The sequence below is a fragment of the Ruegeria atlantica genome (assembly GCF_013033965.1).
Classification (GTDB): Bacteria; Pseudomonadota; Alphaproteobacteria; order Rhodobacterales; family Rhodobacteraceae; genus Ruegeria; species Ruegeria atlantica_D.
Genome location: NZ_WQFE01000007.1, coordinates 66,875 through 82,027 on the forward strand (window position 1 = coordinate 66,875; position 15,153 = coordinate 82,027).

Genomic DNA, 15,153 nt, shown 5'->3' on the forward strand with positions numbered 1-15,153 from the left:
TGATATGAAGACTGTAACTCAGCAAAAGAACCCGGATGACCGAAACGTTTTCACCCCAACCCAGCAGGCTTCACCTGACCATCGATCTGGATGCGCCAGGTCGACAGTCCGGTGATCTGATGCTGAAATGGTCCGACAATGCTGTACCGTTGGGATACCACCCGATCCCGGTCATCAGCTTACGTGGCAAACCCGGACATTCTGTTCTGATTTTGGGCGGCACACATGGAGACGAGTTCGAAGGACCCGCCGCGATCCTGCGGCTTGCGGCACAGCTGAACCCATCTGACTTGACCGGACAGGTGATCCTGATCCCGGCCTTGAACGCACCCGCGTTTCTGGCGTCATCGCGGGTTTCACCATTGGATGGGCAGAACCTGAACCGGGCTTTTCCTGGCAACGCAAATGGCGGCCCGACAGCGATGCTGGCGAATTTCATAGAAACTGTACTGCTGCCGCGCGTGGATGCCGCCATTGACCTGCACTCGGGTGGCAAGGCATCTGTATTCGAGCCCTGTGCCTTGGCGGCACGGGGGCACGACGCAGACCTGACCGCTTCCAACATGGAACTGGCCCGCGCTTTCGGGTTGCCTCTGATTTGGGTGCTGGGCGCACATAACGACAACCGAAGTGTGAATGCCGCCGCCGCGCGGGTTGGGATCCCGATGATCGCAGCTGAACTCAGCGGCGGGGGTGGTGTCGATCCTCATGCCGCGGACCTTGCCGAAGCCGGGCTCAAACGCTGTTTGAAGCATTTAGGTATCCTGCCAGGTGGTGCTCCGGACCCTGTTCCGACGCAATGTGTCGAAATCGCCGATCCATTGCATTCTGTCCATGCACCCGCAAATGGGTTATTCGACCGGCGCTGCACCGCAGGGCAACAGGTCAAACGAGGCGATCTAGCAGGCGTGCTGCATTTCCCCGCCGAACCGGAACGCTCTGCCGTCAAACTTACCTTTCCCGCATCCGGGCACGTTCTGGCTCATGGCAATCGTGGCATGGTGCGCCGTGGCGATCTGTTGGCATTGGTGGCTCAACCGGTGTCCGAGGAACATTGAATGAAAACCTATTCCCCATTCATTTCCGGTGCCTTTGTCGATTGGGATGGTGAAACGCTGCCCAGTGTCGACCCTGCCACCGGTCAGATGTGGAGCACCATCGCCCGTGGCGACACTCAGACCGCCGACATGGCCATCCGGGACGCCGACCAAGCCTTCCGCAGCGGGCCATGGGCCAAAGCCGGGTCTGCAGAGCGGGCGGATATGCTCGACTGTTTGGCTGACATGCTGGAAACCCGGTGGGAAGACCTTGTCACACCCGAAATCCGCGACAACGGAAAACGCATAACCGAGGTGCGCGGGCAGTTTGCCGGGCTGCACAGCTGGTTTCGATTTTTTGCGACAGAGGCACGCAAGCTGCGGTCGGAACCTCAGGCCAATTCCATCCCCGGTGTGCATAGCGTGGGCCACTTTAGGCCCTATGGCGTCGTGGTCGCCATCACGCCCTGGAATTCTCCGCTGATGATCCTTGCATGGAAACTGGCCCCGGCACTGGCAGCAGGCAATACGGTCGTAGTGAAACCCTCAGAAATGGCCTCGGCTTCAACCTTGGAATTCGCGCGGCTGGCGCATGAGGCGGGACTACCGCCCGGGGTGCTGAACGTTGTCACCGGATTGGGTCATGAGGTAGGTGAAGCACTGGTTCGCCATCCTCTAACACGCAAGGTCACCTTTACCGGTTCGGACCGAGGCGGGCGAAAAGTGGCCGAGGCTGCCTCGGCCGGCGTAATCCCGGCGGTGCTGGAACTGGGCGGCAAATCTCCGCAGGTGGTGTTTGCCGATTGTGACATGGACAATGCGGTCAACGGAATTCTGTCCGGCATCTTCCTGTCAAATGGCCAGACTTGCGTCGCTGGATCGCGGCTGATCGTTGAGGCCGGGCTGAAGGACAGGTTGTTATCCCGCCTGATCGACCGCGCCCGCACATTGCAGGTGGGGGATCCGATGGACCCGGATACTCAGGTCGCACCGCTGGCCAATGAACCGCATCTGCAAAAGGTTACGGCAATGATCGAACGCGCCAAAGCCGACGGTGCGATTTGCTTATTGGACGGCACCGCCACAACTGCAGGCCGGAATGGGTTCTATATCGGACCAACGGTTTTCGACGATGTGACGCCCGGCATGCAGCTCTGGCGTGAAGAAGTGTTCGGCCCGGTTCTGGCCGTCACCTCTTTCACCACCGAAGACGAAGCCATCGCGCTGGCTAACGACAGCCACTACGGGCTGGCCGCCGGGGTCTGGACCACCGATGCCGACAAGGGCGCGCGAGTAGCCGAAGCAATCGAGGCGGGCACTGTTTACATCAACCATTATCGCAGCGTTGACCCCGCCTGCCCGATTGGTGGGGTCAAACTGTCGGGCTACGGGCGTGAATTGGGTCCGGACGCCATAAGGGATTTCTGTCAGGTCAAATCGATCTGGACCGGCACCAAGCCGGTGCCCGATCCGTTTCCCTGACCACCGATACGCACGGAGGACGGCATGAACGATCATTTCTCAGCCCCCAAGGGCAATTTCCGCGGTCACGACCAACAAAAAGTCTGGCAACAGCAACCTGACCCGGAACTAACCGAAGTTGGACCGGGCACTCCGTGCGGCGAATACCTGCGCCGGTTCTGGATGCCGGTGGCAATGACCGATCAGGTTGGCGACCTGCCCTATCGCCTGCGTATTCTGGGCGAAGATCTGGTTCTGTTCCGCGAAAAAAAAGAGGGCAAGCTGGGCCTGACCCATCTGCATTGCTGTCACCGCAACATGAGCCTGGAATTCGGCATCGTTGAGGAAGGCGGAATTAGATGCTCATACCACGGCTGGAAATACGGATTGGACGGCACCATTCTGGAAACCCCGTGTGAGCCGCCCGCCTCACAAGTCAAGACAAAGGCCTGTCTGGGGGCTTATCCCGTGATTGAATACAAGGGTTTGGCATTTGCATTTATGGGCCCCCCCGAAGAGCAACCCCCATTCCCAGTGATGGACACATTTGACGAAGATGGCGATGAGTTGGTGCCTTACCTCATCAAGTCCCCGTGCAACTGGCTTCAAGTGATGGAAAACGCATGGGACCCGTTCCATGTTGTCTACCTGCATACTCTGGCCGTACGCAGCCAGTTCATCGACGCCTTTGCCGAGATGCCGATGATCGAGTTTCACGATAGTCAAACGGGCGATTTTTACACCAATGTTCGACGTGTCGAAGATATCGTTTGGGTGCGCATACATGACCATATGCTGCCGTCGTTCACGCAAAATGGCGGCCATTTCCCGGTGCCAGACGGGTCGCGCTATTTCGGGCGCTGCGGGCTGTCGCGTTGGATAACCCCGATTGACGACACCAACACGATGGTCATCGCATGGCGCCACTTCCGGGATGCGGCCGCGAATGACGACCCAAAGGGTCTGACGGACAAAAGTAAAGTGGGCTTTGGAATGACCGATTTCTATGGCCAGGATCCCGATCGACCCTATGAGATGCGCCAACGAGACCCCGGCGACTATGACGCCTGGGTCAGTCAGGGGCCGCGGAACGTCCATGCCCGCGAAAACCTCAGCTTTACGGATCGGGGCGTGGCCAAAGCACGCCGCTTGCTGCGCAACGCCATTCGCGCGTTGAAAGATGGTCAGTCCCCGCCGCAACCGACCGACAGCTTTGCCGGTCAGGTGATACCGACCTATGCCGGGGACACAATGCTGCGCATCCCGCTTCAGGACGGCCGCGACGATGGTGCGGTGCTTAAGGAAATCTCGCATCAGGTGGCTGAGATCTACAAATCCGGCGACCATTTGCAGGGCGAGGCCCGCAAGACGTTCATCGTCGATGCGCTGAAAAAGTACGAGGCAAGCTGGTCATGACAAATCGTGTTCCACATAATCCGGGCCGGGTCGACTGGTCCGGCGAAAACCCCGGCATTTATCTGAAACAAAGCTCGACGCAGGACCACTATGACACGCTGGCGCTGTTCTTCCGGGTGGTTCTGTCGCCATATGGTCGGGGCCATGCCGCATTGATCCTGGGCGCACCGGATCAAGCACAGGGTTGGCCGCACGCACCCAATCTGATCATGACGGACAACCAACGCATGATGCGCTGGATCGTGGATGGCTGGGTCACTAAGATGCCCACCTTCATCGGAAAGGCGGGCCTCGACGCGATGAGCTGGCTGGACTGTGACAGCGTCGAAAAACGCCCTGGTGATTTGAGATCGCGTTATTCCGAGACCCTACGCGGCTCAGGCGTCACGGTCGAGATGATCTGGCAGGAAATGGGCCCACCCTTGCCCGTTGAAGTCACTAAGGAAAACTCGGCAACCAAAGCGCATGAAATGTATTCAGTGTTCCTTGAGGCCAAGGCGGCGCAGGTCGTTATCAACGGCACCCCGCTCCCCGGTCAGGTCGCAAGCCGCCAGTTCTTTGGCCGCACCATGTCGACCGCCTTTCTGGCCTTTTCCGAAACCTGGGTGACCCCGCAGGAGAATCTGTGATGCCGTTGAATGAACCGATCACACCCGGAACCGTCGATTGGACCGGCGAGAACCCCGGCATCCTGCTGAAAGACAAAAACGACAATTTCACCGCCATGGCGCTGTTCTTTCGCGTGGCATGGTCTCCGGTCGGTCAGGGTCAGGTGCTGCTGCTGTATGGAACACCAGATCAAGTGGACGGACCGCCCGAGGCACCGAATGTAATCCTGAGCGACAATCCCGATCTGACCGCCTTTCTGAAGACCAATTTCATCAGCAAACTGGCCGCTTTCGCAAATGCTCCCGCTTTTGCCTCCCTGCCCGAAATAGGCGCGCAGGTCGTCCGATCCTCGGGCGATCCGATGAGCCACCGCTATACCGAAACCATCGCCGGAGAAAACCTGACTGTTGAACTGGTCTGGGAAGGGCTCGAGCCGCCTCGCGCACTGGAGCTGTCTCCGCATGAGGTCGCTTCGGGCGAGCAGAACATGTTTTCGCTTCTGGTGCCCGCGCATTCGGCCCATATCATCGTTAATGGTCACGCATTGCCGGGCAAGTTGGGCACACGGGTGCAGGCTGGGTATGAGACGACGACAGCCTTCCTCTACTTTTCGGAAACATGGATCATCCCGCCGGAGGATACTTGATGCTGCATCCGGCTGATCAGTTGGCGTTCGACAAAGCCATGGTGACACAACCGGTCTGGAACCGGTTCAATACTGCGTCCGAGGCGCTGAGGTTGGACGAAAATGTCCTGCTACATGCCGGTCCCGCCTTCGCTAGCCCGGATCAGATCACCGCGCCGATCCTGAACTCGGCCTGTGTCGCTGCCGTCTGGCAAGGGCTGGCGCAGAATTTCGATCAGGCCGAGGCGATGATCAACGCGGGTGAGATCGTGCTGAAACCCGCGCAGGACCATGATGTCGTGACACCTCTGGCCGCCGTGGTCTCGGCGGATATGCCGTTGCACACCGTCTATGACGCGTGGCGCGGCCAACAACGTGTTTACGCGCCGATCAATGCAGGCAGCCGCCCAGCGATGCGTTTAGGGCTGAGGTCCGAGGCGGTGCTCAACCACATTCGTTGGCTCAACACCCGGTTTCTTGATGTTCTGGAGAAAGGGATTGCCGAAGGGATCGCTCTGGTCCCGCTGGCCGTGATCGGCCTGATGGGTGGGGATGATTGCCATGGCCGCACACCCGTGGCCGCACAGGCGTTGATTGCTGAACTCAAGGATCGCACCACCAGCGGGATCACGGATGACGACGTGTTGGCCTTTATGGACAGCTCGCCCTCCCTGTTTCTCAACCTCTGGATGGCGGCGACCAAATGCATGATGAAACTGGCGGAGGGTATTGAAGGGTCAAGCTTCGTCACCGCTGCAGGCGGCAATGGGCGTGACGTTGGCATCCAAATCGCGGGTCTGCCGGGCCGTTGGTTCACAATCCCGGCCAGCCCTCCCAAGGGGGCGTTTGAAGTGGATCTGCCGCAGGACCGCGCCCTCGGCGCGATCGGAGACAGTGCCGTGGTCGAGGCATTCGGGCTGGGGGCAATGGCCATCGATCTGAGCCCCCAACAAAAGAAGGGGCTGGGTGCCTATCTGCCCGACGACGCTCAAGCGCGAATGTCTGGTCTATCAGTCGGAACGCATCCGTATTTCCGGGCATTGGATGTTCAGCTGGGAAGCACCGCGCGGGGCGCCGTGGAACAGGGTTCGGGGCCTGTGATCGGGTTAGGCATTCTTGACCGATTGGGCGAGGCCGGGCGCTTGGGCGGTGGCATCTACGACATGCCAGTCGCCCCCTTTGCCGACGCGTTGAAAGCGCTGGAGGCATGACTGGGCTGAACCATCATTCTGCCCATGAACTTGCCACATTGATCCAGGCAGGCGAGGTGAAGCCTTCCGAGGTGATGGCGGCCCATCTGGACCGGATCACGAACCGTGAACCCGTCATCGGGGCTTTTCAAACCCTCGATGCGGACCGCGCCATGGAGCGTGCCAAGGCCGCCGATACTCTCCCCGTTGGTAGGCCGCTCCATGGCGTGCCGTTTGTGATCAAGGATATCATCGACACCGATGACATGCCGACAGGATGGGGTAGCGACCTGTATGCCGGCCGCCACCCCGACCGCAATGCAGCTTGCGTTCAGGCTTTTTTGGACGCGGGCGCGATTCCGATCGGCAAAACCATCTCCACCGAATTCGCCTACTTCAAGCCCGGTAAAACCGCCAATCCGGCAAATCCGGCGCATACGCCGGGTGGCTCGTCTTCCGGTTCAGCCGCAGCTGTGGCCGATTTCATGACTCCGCTGGCATTTGGCTCGCAGACCGCAGCCTCGCTGATCCGACCAGCAGCGTATTGCGGGGTCTGCGGGTTCAAGCCAACCACCGGGCGGTATGTTCTGACGGGTGTCATGGGCTTGTCCCAAAGCCTGGATACACTCGGCCTTCTGGCTCGTGATCCCCGCGATTTTGTGCTGACCGATGCGGTAATGTGCCGAACTGACCCGGCACCGCCGGTCGAGTTCGACGAGGTTTTGCCTCGGATCAGCCTAATGCGCGGCCCGCACTGGCAGGATGGTTCGGTCGTGATGCGAGACACCTGCACGCGCGCGCTAGCCGCCCTTGCCGCAACGGGCGCAGAGACCGGAGAAATTGCCTTTCCACCCGTTTTTTCTGAACTCACTCAGGCTCAAATCACCGTCATGGGCTACGAAGTCGCACGGCAGCGCGCTGCGGAATATACTATCGGCATGCCCGCCATCAGCCCGCAATTTCATGACCTTGTCACAGCCGGGCGGGCGGTCACCGACGCAGAATACCAAGCTGCGCTGGACTTGCGCGACCGGGCGGGCGCGATGCTGGATCAGATGTTCCGCGATGTGGACGCTCTGTTGGTCCCGTCGGCACCCGGACCAGCCCCGGCCGGTTTGGACGCCACTGGAGATCCGCTTTTTTCCCGGATGTGGAACCTGTTGCAGGTGCCCTCGGTCGCTTTGCCATTCGGGACTGACCAGAATGGCCTACCGCTGGGTATTCAATTGATCGGTCGAAAGGGTGATGACGCCCGCCTGCTGGACATCGCGGTCTGGGCCTATGAGCACTTGCCGCAATGACCGCCTAGGGAATTATGGGCAGCAGCAAAGCAAGTGATACGGGAATACTGACGGCTGCTATCAACGTCTGCAACGTGACAATGGCCGCCATCAGCGGCGCGTCTCCACCCAAGTGCTTGGCCAACGTGTACGAAGACGCACCGGTGGGCACTACCGAATAAACGACGGCGATCTGCAGAACCTCCCGCGGCAACCCTACCATCAATCCGATCATCAATACTGCCAGAGGGAAGACAATCATCTTGCCCGTGAAGGCCAGTATTAAGGGCAGCGCACTTGCGGCCATGGCCCGGACCCTCAGATTTGCACCGACAGCCAACAATGTGATCGGCAAAGCACCCGCACCCAGAACATCCGTCACATCATGCACGACCGCTATCCTGTCACCGACCAACTGGTTGGCACAAACCGCCAGAAAGATCGAAATCACGTACGGATTGCGCGCGAGTTCCCGCAGGATTGCAACGGCCAGACTGTTGGTCCGATCGCCTTTGAGCGCACCAACCATAAGAACCACCATGACGATATTGGTCGTGGGCACGAGTATTGCAGTCGCCAGGATCGCGATATCCAGCCCCGCTGGCCCATACAAGTTTGCAGCCAGCGCAAGTCCGATGAATGAGTTATGTCGCGCGCTGCCTTGCAGGATCGAGGTGGCTTGCGGCGGCGCAAAACCCATCAAACGGGCGCTAAGAAGCGCAAACAGAAGCGCCACAACAAACCCTCCCAGAATGGCAACCGAGTAAAGGCCCAGCGCCGACTTGTCCAATGGCGACAGGGAAATTTTGCTGAACAGAAGGCATGGCATCAGAACCCAATAAACAAGCTTGTCATTCAGGTTCCAGAAATCCGTACTGGGAATGCCGCCTTTGCGCAGGGCTAAGCCCAGCGCAATGATCAAAAAGATCGGCAGTATCGAGGTGAGTGTCGAAAGCATTACAATTCGCAGACAAAACCGGACCGGCTCGACCGGACACTCTCATGACTGGCGTTTCTACGCAATGCGATGTCGGATAGACGCGACTCCTTCAGCCGGGGGTATCAGCATCATCGTCGATGACAGCCATCGCGTCGATCTCGACCAAAAGCGACGGATCGGCCAGCCCCTGCACAACCACGCCTGTCGAACAGTGATGAACACCTTCGAACCAGCGATTGATCGCCTCGTAAACGGCTGGACGGTACGAAATATCGGTGACGTAGACTGTCAACTTGCAAACATCGGTCAAGCTTCCCCCGGCCTCTTCCATCCAGCGCTGGATGTTGCGGCAGGCCTGATCTGCCTGCGCGCCCGGGTCGCCTTCGCCAACCAGTGTGCCATCCATCAGCGTGCCGACCTGTCCCTGCATGAAAACAAAGTCACCCCGGGCTCGGATCGCCTTGGAATAGGTTGCTTTCGCGTGATAGCGCGTCTGGTACTTGTGGATGTGCGTTCGAACCATGCCGATTTCCCCTCAAGCCGTTGCGCGGATCAGATAGTCTTCGACCATATCCGCAAAACTTTGTTCGACTGCGAACTCAATGCCATCCTGACACCGCATCACCAAAGCCTTGAGGCCAAATACTTCGGTATAGGAAACCGCGTCCGTCCCGAACACGCTGTCATGCAGGTCCATCGGGCAGGCAATTGACATCACCTGACCTGCATCTGGGCCGACTATGCGAAAGAAGGTCATCGTGTCCGAGACCCGAACAATACTGATATCTGCCGGGCAGTCCGTGGGCATCAGCCGGGCTTCCATCGCGTTTTCCTGTGCCAGTGGGGCGCGGGTGATCCAGTGGTCACGACCGATGTAGAACAGTTCGATGCTGTCCTTTTCTGTCCGGCTGTTGGGGCGGTACGGCAAACTAGGCAAAGCGTCCCCGGCCCATTTCGATACCGCGTCAGGCGCGCCCTTGAGGTCGAACAGAGCCATCAGGCCGCACCGTTCAATTGTGACGTCATAACTCATCTCAGGACCTCAGCAATTTACCTTCGGGGTCGTGAAAGACCGGTTTCGTGACCGTGACCGGGATCACGTCATCCTTCAGCCGGACATGGGCGGTTTCGCCCTGCCGCGCGTGGCCATCTTCCAGCAACGCCAGCCCAACCCAACGGTTGTGTACCACGCTCCATACACAGGCGGTGACCAACCCGTCGGTGGCTTCTTTCCGACCTCCGGGCGTCAGTGGTGCACCTTCAGGGATTTGCCGGTTGGGATCATCCGCCAGAATTCCGACCAGCTCGCGCCGGGTGCCGCCGCCGGACCTGCGCAGTTCGACCGAGCGTTTGCCCAGATAGTCAGGCTTCTTATTGGACATCGCCCATCCCATTCCCAGATCATAGGCATCTACCGTACCGTCGACTTCATGCCCCAGCGACAGGAACCCTTTTTCGACGCGCAGCACATGGCTGGATTCCGAACCCACAGGCAGGATGCCAAAGGGCGCACCAACCTCCATCACCTTGTCCCAAAGGGCCGCCATGTGGCGTGGGGCTACGTTGACCTCATAGGACAGTTCACCTGTGAAACTCACCCGCACCACCCGCGCAGGGAAACCGGCGACGGTGCCTTCACGGAAGGACATGAAAGGGAACGCCTCGGGCGCGAGGTCGATATCCGAGCCTACCGCCTGCAAAACTTCACGCGCCTTGGGACCACAGATAGTGGCATTATTCCACTGGCTGGTGACAGTGGTGATCATCACCTGCCAGTCGGGGAATTCGGTTTGCAGCAGTTTTTCCATATGTTGGTTCACCGCATCCGCGTGCCCGGTTGAGGTCGAGATCAACCAGCGGTTTTCATCCAACCGGAAAGCCACGCCATCATCCAGGATCAACCCGTCTTCGGACAGCATCAGCCCATAGCGCCCATCGCCGGGTTTCAGACTAGACATGATGTTGGAATAGATGAAATCAAGGAAACGCGGGACGTCGCGCCCCTTCAGCTCGAAGGTTCCCAGCGGGGAACCATCATAGACCCCGACGCCCGTACGCACGGCTTGGCATTCGCGGTTCACGGCCTCTTGCAGACCTTCGCCTGCTTTCGGGAAATAACCCGGTCGCCGCCAGCGCGCGCCAGCCTCGTACATGACCGCGCCGTTATCCTTGTTCCACTGGGTTACCGGAGTATGACGATAAGGGAAAAGCCCCCAGTTTTCACGCAGGCCGCCGATCGCCCCGAAGGAAACCGGTGTATAGGGTGAACGAAAGGTGGTTGTGCCCACCTCTTGCAGCGGCAAACCCTTTTGCATCGCAACAGTGCCAATAATGTTGATGTTGCCGGTCTTGCCCTGATCGATGCCCATGCCACCGGTGGTATATCGTTTGACATGTTCGACATTGTCGTAGCCTTCGCGCAAAGCCAGATGCACATCGCTGACGGCCACATCGTTCTGAACGTCAAGAAACGCCTTGCCGCGCTGGCCTGAAACGTCCACTCGCCACATTGGTTCGATCCCATAGCTCAGATCTTCGCCGCCTTCGATGATCTGATCCAGCGTCAGATTACCGGCCGCCGCCCCCACGGCCCGGCACGCTTGTTTTGGCTGATCAGGACAGAACGCCGCCAGATCGTCATCAAATCGCAGCGTACTGCGAGATTGGGACCATAAGTGAACCGTCGGACTCCACCCCCCAGAGCAAGCCAACAGCTCGCAGTCAATCCAAACCCCAGAACCACCGGTTTTGGGCACAGCTCTTACGCCGCGGACGCTCTTGCGTCCACGGACGCCGCCGATGACGGTTCCGGTATGGACCGTGACCCCGGAAACCAAATCCAACGCTGCTTGAGGTACCTCGTTTCGACTGTCGAGGATTGCCTCAACCGCGATGCCAGCCGCAATCATGTCGACCGCAACTTCGTAGACGCTGTTATTGTTGGTAAACAACACCGCGTGTTTGCCGGGTGTTACACCCCAGCGATTGACGTAAGCCTGAACCGAAGAGGCCAGCATCACGCCCGGGCGATCGTTGTCGCCGAACACCAACGCCCGCTCTGTGGCGCCTGTTGCGATCACGACCTCATCTGCACGAACCCGCCAACTCCGCTCTAGGATCGAATTTTGATCGGGAGCACGCTCATTCACAATCATCAGATTGTGCTCGCGATAAGCCCACACGGTTGCGTTTTGCAGATGGATCACATTCTCCATCTTGCTCAACTCTGCCACTGTATCAGCCACCCAATCCATTGCCGCACGGCCGCCGACAGTCAGGTTCCGACTGAGCAGGCTCCCACCCGCTTCTGTTCCTTCATCCGCCAAGAACACACGCTTACCAGCGCGCCCAGCATCCAGCGCAGCCTGCAATCCGGCAGGACCGGCCCCCGCGATCAGTACATCGGCATGGGCATTACGTGCCTCGAAATGGCCCTGTGCAGGAGGCGCGGACGGGGCAGCTGCGAGACCAGCAGCCTTGCGGATTGATGGCTCGAACAGATGCCAATTGGGCCACTTGAACGTTTTGTAGTAAAACCCTGCCGGAATAAACCGCGCGAATAGCTGGTTGATACCGCCAAGGTCGAAATCGGGCGAAGGCCAACAATTGACGGATCGGGCGCTCAGGCCGTCGCGCAAAGGGACTGTGGTCACTGGACAATTGCCCGAGGCGTCTTCCCCGTCCAACTCAACCAAAGTCGCTGGTTCTTCGGGACCGTGGCCCATGATCCCGCGCGGGCGGTGATACTTGAAACTGCGGGCCGTGACCCGAACACCGTTGGCCAACAGGGCGGAGGCCAATGTATCACCCTCAAAGCCCTCAAAAGATTTACCATTGAACGTAAACCGCACGGGGCGGTTTCGGTCGATACGTCCGCCTGCCGCGCGACGGTTACTTTGTGCCATCCGGCGCCTCCACAATGTCATGGGTCCGTGTATCACGCCAGATCGTGAACCATTCACCGCATCCCCGTGCGTGCCACCATTTCTCCTGAACCGGACCCAGTGGATTCGGCGTCACGGTCAGATACTCGACCCATTCCTCATCGCTGACGGCATTGGGATCTGGGCGGACCGCCCCTACTGGGCCACCATGGATAAATTCGCTTTCATTGCGCTTGCCACAGAACGGGCAGGTTATAAGCATCATGATCCTGTCCTTTCCTATCGCGCAGTGGTGGTCCCGGCTTCCATTACGAAATCCAGATGCCGGAACCTGCCCAGTGTGAAGGGTGCCATCAGCGGGTGCGGTTCACCTTTGGCCACCAGATGCGCCAGCGTCAGCCCGCCCGCAGGGATAGCCTTATACCCGCCCCACCATCCGGCGGTGACAAACAGGCCCGGTACCTCTGTATGATCCATGATGGGTGAGGCATCATGGGCAATATCCAGATGCCCGCCCCACTGCCGCATCAGTTTGAGCTTCTTGAAACTTGGGAAAAGCGACAGCATGGCAGTCACGGTATCCTCGAATACATGTTGCTTTATGTCTCGACGGAAGCTCTGACCCATATCGGGCGCGCCGCCGATGACCATCTCACCTTTGTCGGACTGGCTGAAATAGAACCCGCTGTCCGGGCAATTTACGATCACATCAACCAGCGGCTTGACCGGCTCAGACACAAAGGCCGTCAGGTTCATCGTCCGCAGCGGCAGTTTGAGGCCTGCGGTTTCGGTCAGCGTCGTTGTATGTCCCGAGACGGCCACGACCACTTTCTTTGCCCGAACGGTGCCCCGGTTGGTCTCGACCCCTTCGATGGACCCATCCGCCCCGCGCAGCAGGGATTGCACCTCTGTTTGCTGATGAATCTCAACCCCGCGTGCGTCAGCCGCGCGGGCATAGCCCCAGGCCACCGCATCATGCCGGTTCACACCCGCATCCGTATGTACCATGCCGCAGATCACAGGCAGCCGCGCATCTGGGCCGCCGCCAGTCAACGCAGGAATGCGGCGGCGCAATTCCTCGGTTGTGATCTGATCGTAGGTCGAGCCGTAGATGTCCATCACCAACTGCCGCCGCCGCAGCTCGCGCAGTTTGGGCCAGGTCTGAACCACATCCACCATAGTTCGTTTGGAATGCATCATGTTGAAGTTCAACTCGTCCGTGAGCCCTTCGTACATGGCGACGGATTTGACATAGAATGGGATCGATTCATCCCTCATGTAGTTCGACCGAATAGTCACCGTATTTCGCGCGATGTTGCCGCCGCCCAGCCAGCCGCGTTCCAGCACGGCGACATTGGTGATGCCAAATTCCTTTGCCAGATAATAGGCAGTTGCCAGCCCGTGACCTCCTGCCCCGATCACCACGACATCATAGCGGTCTTTCAACGGCGGACTACGCCAAACCTGCGGCCAGTTTCGGTGCCCGGTTAGCGCATTACGGACGAGCGAGAAAACAGAGTAATTTTGCATGATGGTAATAATATTTATCACTATGCACATATAGTCAATAAATTTATCGATATGCAAAACAACCCAAACTGGGTTCTATTCCAATGTGGAAAATGCGGCTAAGGTAACGGAGAAAGGTGACGCAATGAGCTTCCGTGTGGAACAGTTTCATCGACGTCTTGCCGGCAAATGGTCGGCCCGTTCGCTTTGGCCCTGTTTCATCATAAACTGCCGCAGTTCACCCGCCTCGTAACGCCAGAAAATCCGGGCGCAACGCGCCTGCCCTCTGCAACCGCCTCTGTGAAAGAGGTGACAGAAATGGACGTTACATGACACAAACACCTGACCTGAAAACCATTCAGAAAACCTATGCGCGCGACGGCGTCGTGCTGCTGAAACAAGTGCTGCCGCAGGATTGGCTGAGCAAGCTGCGTCAGGCTGTCGATGACGAAGTCGCCAAAGGCGACCGTTACTTTGCTTACAAAAACATGCGTGAAAGTCCCGGCGTGTTTCAAGACTACTGCCTAAATTCTGATATTGGGCAGCGTGTGGCAGAGGTAGCAAACAGCCCCTGGACCTCGTTGATCTACGACCAGATATTTGTCAAAGAGCCGGGCACAAAAACACAAACCGGCTGGCATACGGATCAACCCTATTGGCCGGTCTCAGGCCCGATCATGACCATGTGGATTGCGCTGGACCCTGTGGACCCCGACAACGGTGCGTTGGAGTTCGTAAGGGGCTCGCATGCCTGGGGCGCTAAATACCGACCCTTCAAAACGGACCAGCTTGGGGGCTTTTTGCATTATCTGGAAGTGGACAACCCAGACTATATCGACATGCCCGATTTCGAAATGAACCGCGCTGACTACGACATCTTTCATTACCCGAATATGAAGCCCGGTGATGCGCTGGCATTTGATGGCATGACCGTACATTCAGCGATGGGCAACCGCACCTCAACCCGACGCAGACGCGGCTATGCGATCCGGTTCGCTGTGGACGGCGCAACCTATGAGCCCCGCGATACTGTCACCGAATGGCTGCACGACGACAGCTTACGCCCCGGTGCGCCCTTTGCCGGGGGCCGGTTTCCGGTGATCTACAGAGCGTCATAACAAGCGACAAACGTCGCACACAGACTCCGTCCTTTTTGCCAAAAACTCGGCCGGCAGGGTGGGGTCAACTTCAAATAACCCGAT

At 58.6% G+C, this 15,153-nt stretch carries 14 protein-coding genes; 8 read left to right on the plus strand and 6 right to left on the minus strand.

Translation table 11 applies throughout. The features are described from left to right. Positions 1-35 precede the first annotated feature (35 nt). Genes GOW16_RS13725 through GOW16_RS13755 form a run of 7 tightly spaced genes read left to right on the plus strand, consistent with a single transcriptional unit; the run spans position 36 to position 7,639 of the window. Positions 36-1,058 carry a succinylglutamate desuccinylase/aspartoacylase family protein gene (locus GOW16_RS13725; protein ID WP_170415917.1) on the plus strand — a complete coding sequence of 341 codons (1,023 nt, stop codon included), beginning with the start codon at positions 36-38 and terminating at the stop codon, positions 1,056-1,058. Further along, positions 1,059-2,519, plus strand: coding sequence for an aldehyde dehydrogenase (locus GOW16_RS13730; RefSeq protein WP_170415919.1), 1,461 nt, complete (start codon positions 1,059-1,061; stop codon positions 2,517-2,519). 24 nt (positions 2,520-2,543) lie between these two features. Beyond that, entirely contained in the window at positions 2,544-3,914 is a 1,371-nt protein-coding gene (locus GOW16_RS13735; RefSeq protein WP_170415921.1) for a Rieske 2Fe-2S domain-containing protein, read from the plus strand. Beyond that, the gene (locus GOW16_RS13740; RefSeq protein WP_170415923.1) at positions 3,911-4,543 is read left to right on the plus strand and encodes a hypothetical protein; all 633 of its coding nucleotides are present in this window, start codon (positions 3,911-3,913) and stop codon (positions 4,541-4,543) included. Before GOW16_RS13735 ends, GOW16_RS13740 begins: the two co-directional genes overlap by 4 nt. After that, complete coding sequence (locus tag GOW16_RS13745) at positions 4,543-5,169, plus strand: hypothetical protein (RefSeq protein WP_170415925.1); 627 nt, start codon at positions 4,543-4,545, stop codon at positions 5,167-5,169. Before GOW16_RS13740 ends, GOW16_RS13745 begins: the two co-directional genes overlap by 1 nt. Continuing rightward, positions 5,169-6,359 carry a DUF1116 domain-containing protein gene (locus tag GOW16_RS13750; protein WP_170415926.1) on the plus strand — a complete coding sequence of 397 codons (1,191 nt, stop codon included), beginning with the start codon at positions 5,169-5,171 and terminating at the stop codon, positions 6,357-6,359. The genes GOW16_RS13745 and GOW16_RS13750 overlap by 1 nt, the downstream gene beginning before the upstream one ends. After that, positions 6,356-7,639: an amidase gene (locus GOW16_RS13755; protein ID WP_170415928.1), complete on the plus strand. Its 1,284-nt coding sequence runs from the start codon at positions 6,356-6,358 to the stop codon at positions 7,637-7,639. The genes GOW16_RS13750 and GOW16_RS13755 overlap by 4 nt, the downstream gene beginning before the upstream one ends. Before the next feature lie 4 nt (positions 7,640-7,643). Here GOW16_RS13755 and GOW16_RS13760 read toward each other — a convergent pair whose 3' ends face one another. The 6 genes from GOW16_RS13760 to GOW16_RS13785 form a co-directional block, all read right to left on the minus strand. Continuing rightward, positions 7,644-8,576, minus strand: coding sequence for an AEC family transporter (locus GOW16_RS13760; protein ID WP_170415930.1), 933 nt, complete (start codon positions 8,574-8,576; stop codon positions 7,644-7,646). A gap of 91 nt (positions 8,577-8,667) precedes the next feature. Beyond that, positions 8,668-9,081 (minus strand): RidA family protein, encoded by a 414-nt coding sequence (locus GOW16_RS13765; protein WP_170415932.1) that lies wholly within the window; start codon positions 9,079-9,081, stop codon positions 8,668-8,670. 12 nt (positions 9,082-9,093) lie between these two features. After that, on the minus strand, positions 9,094-9,591 hold the full coding sequence (locus GOW16_RS13770; protein ID WP_170415935.1) for a sarcosine oxidase subunit gamma family protein: 498 nt from the start codon (positions 9,589-9,591) through the stop codon (positions 9,094-9,096). A gap of 1 nt (position 9,592) precedes the next feature. Further along, positions 9,593-12,463 (minus strand): 2Fe-2S iron-sulfur cluster-binding protein, encoded by a 2,871-nt coding sequence (locus GOW16_RS13775; protein ID WP_170415938.1) that lies wholly within the window; start codon positions 12,461-12,463, stop codon positions 9,593-9,595. Continuing rightward, positions 12,450-12,707, minus strand: a complete 258-nt coding sequence (locus GOW16_RS13780; RefSeq protein WP_170415940.1) for a sarcosine oxidase subunit delta — start codon at positions 12,705-12,707, stop codon at positions 12,450-12,452. The genes GOW16_RS13775 and GOW16_RS13780 overlap by 14 nt, the downstream gene beginning before the upstream one ends. Positions 12,708-12,721: 14 nt before the next feature. Beyond that, positions 12,722-13,888: an FAD-dependent oxidoreductase gene (locus GOW16_RS13785; RefSeq protein WP_254429774.1), complete on the minus strand. Its 1,167-nt coding sequence runs from the start codon at positions 13,886-13,888 to the stop codon at positions 12,722-12,724. 392 nt (positions 13,889-14,280) lie between these two features. Here GOW16_RS13785 and GOW16_RS13790 point away from each other — a divergent pair, with 392 nt between their 5' ends. After that, the gene (locus GOW16_RS13790; RefSeq protein WP_170415944.1) at positions 14,281-15,069 is read left to right on the plus strand and encodes a phytanoyl-CoA dioxygenase family protein; all 789 of its coding nucleotides are present in this window, start codon (positions 14,281-14,283) and stop codon (positions 15,067-15,069) included. The last annotated feature ends 84 nt before the right edge of the window (positions 15,070-15,153 follow it).

Excerpts from the sequence above, each read along its gene's own strand:
- GOW16_RS13725 (WP_170415917.1), top strand. The coding sequence starts at position 36 with ATGACCGAAACGTTTTCACCCCAACCCAGCAGGCTTCACCTGACCATC.
- GOW16_RS13775 (WP_170415938.1), bottom strand. The coding sequence starts at position 12,463 with ATGGCACAAAGTAACCGTCGCGCGGCAGGCGGACGTATCGACCGAAAC.
- GOW16_RS13770 (WP_170415935.1), bottom strand. The coding sequence starts at position 9,591 with ATGAGTTATGACGTCACAATTGAACGGTGCGGCCTGATGGCTCTGTTC.
- GOW16_RS13750 (WP_170415926.1), top strand. The coding sequence starts at position 5,169 with ATGCTGCATCCGGCTGATCAGTTGGCGTTCGACAAAGCCATGGTGACA.
- GOW16_RS13740 (WP_170415923.1), top strand. The coding sequence starts at position 3,911 with ATGACAAATCGTGTTCCACATAATCCGGGCCGGGTCGACTGGTCCGGC.
- GOW16_RS13730 (WP_170415919.1), top strand. The coding sequence starts at position 1,059 with ATGAAAACCTATTCCCCATTCATTTCCGGTGCCTTTGTCGATTGGGAT.
- GOW16_RS13790 (WP_170415944.1), top strand. The coding sequence starts at position 14,281 with ATGACACAAACACCTGACCTGAAAACCATTCAGAAAACCTATGCGCGC.
- GOW16_RS13745 (WP_170415925.1), top strand. The coding sequence starts at position 4,543 with ATGCCGTTGAATGAACCGATCACACCCGGAACCGTCGATTGGACCGGC.
- GOW16_RS13755 (WP_170415928.1), top strand. The coding sequence starts at position 6,356 with ATGACTGGGCTGAACCATCATTCTGCCCATGAACTTGCCACATTGATC.
- GOW16_RS13735 (WP_170415921.1), top strand. The coding sequence starts at position 2,544 with ATGAACGATCATTTCTCAGCCCCCAAGGGCAATTTCCGCGGTCACGAC.
- GOW16_RS13765 (WP_170415932.1), bottom strand. The coding sequence starts at position 9,081 with ATGGTTCGAACGCACATCCACAAGTACCAGACGCGCTATCACGCGAAA.
- GOW16_RS13780 (WP_170415940.1), bottom strand. The coding sequence starts at position 12,707 with ATGATGCTTATAACCTGCCCGTTCTGTGGCAAGCGCAATGAAAGCGAA.
- GOW16_RS13760 (WP_170415930.1), bottom strand. The coding sequence starts at position 8,576 with ATGCTTTCGACACTCACCTCGATACTGCCGATCTTTTTGATCATTGCG.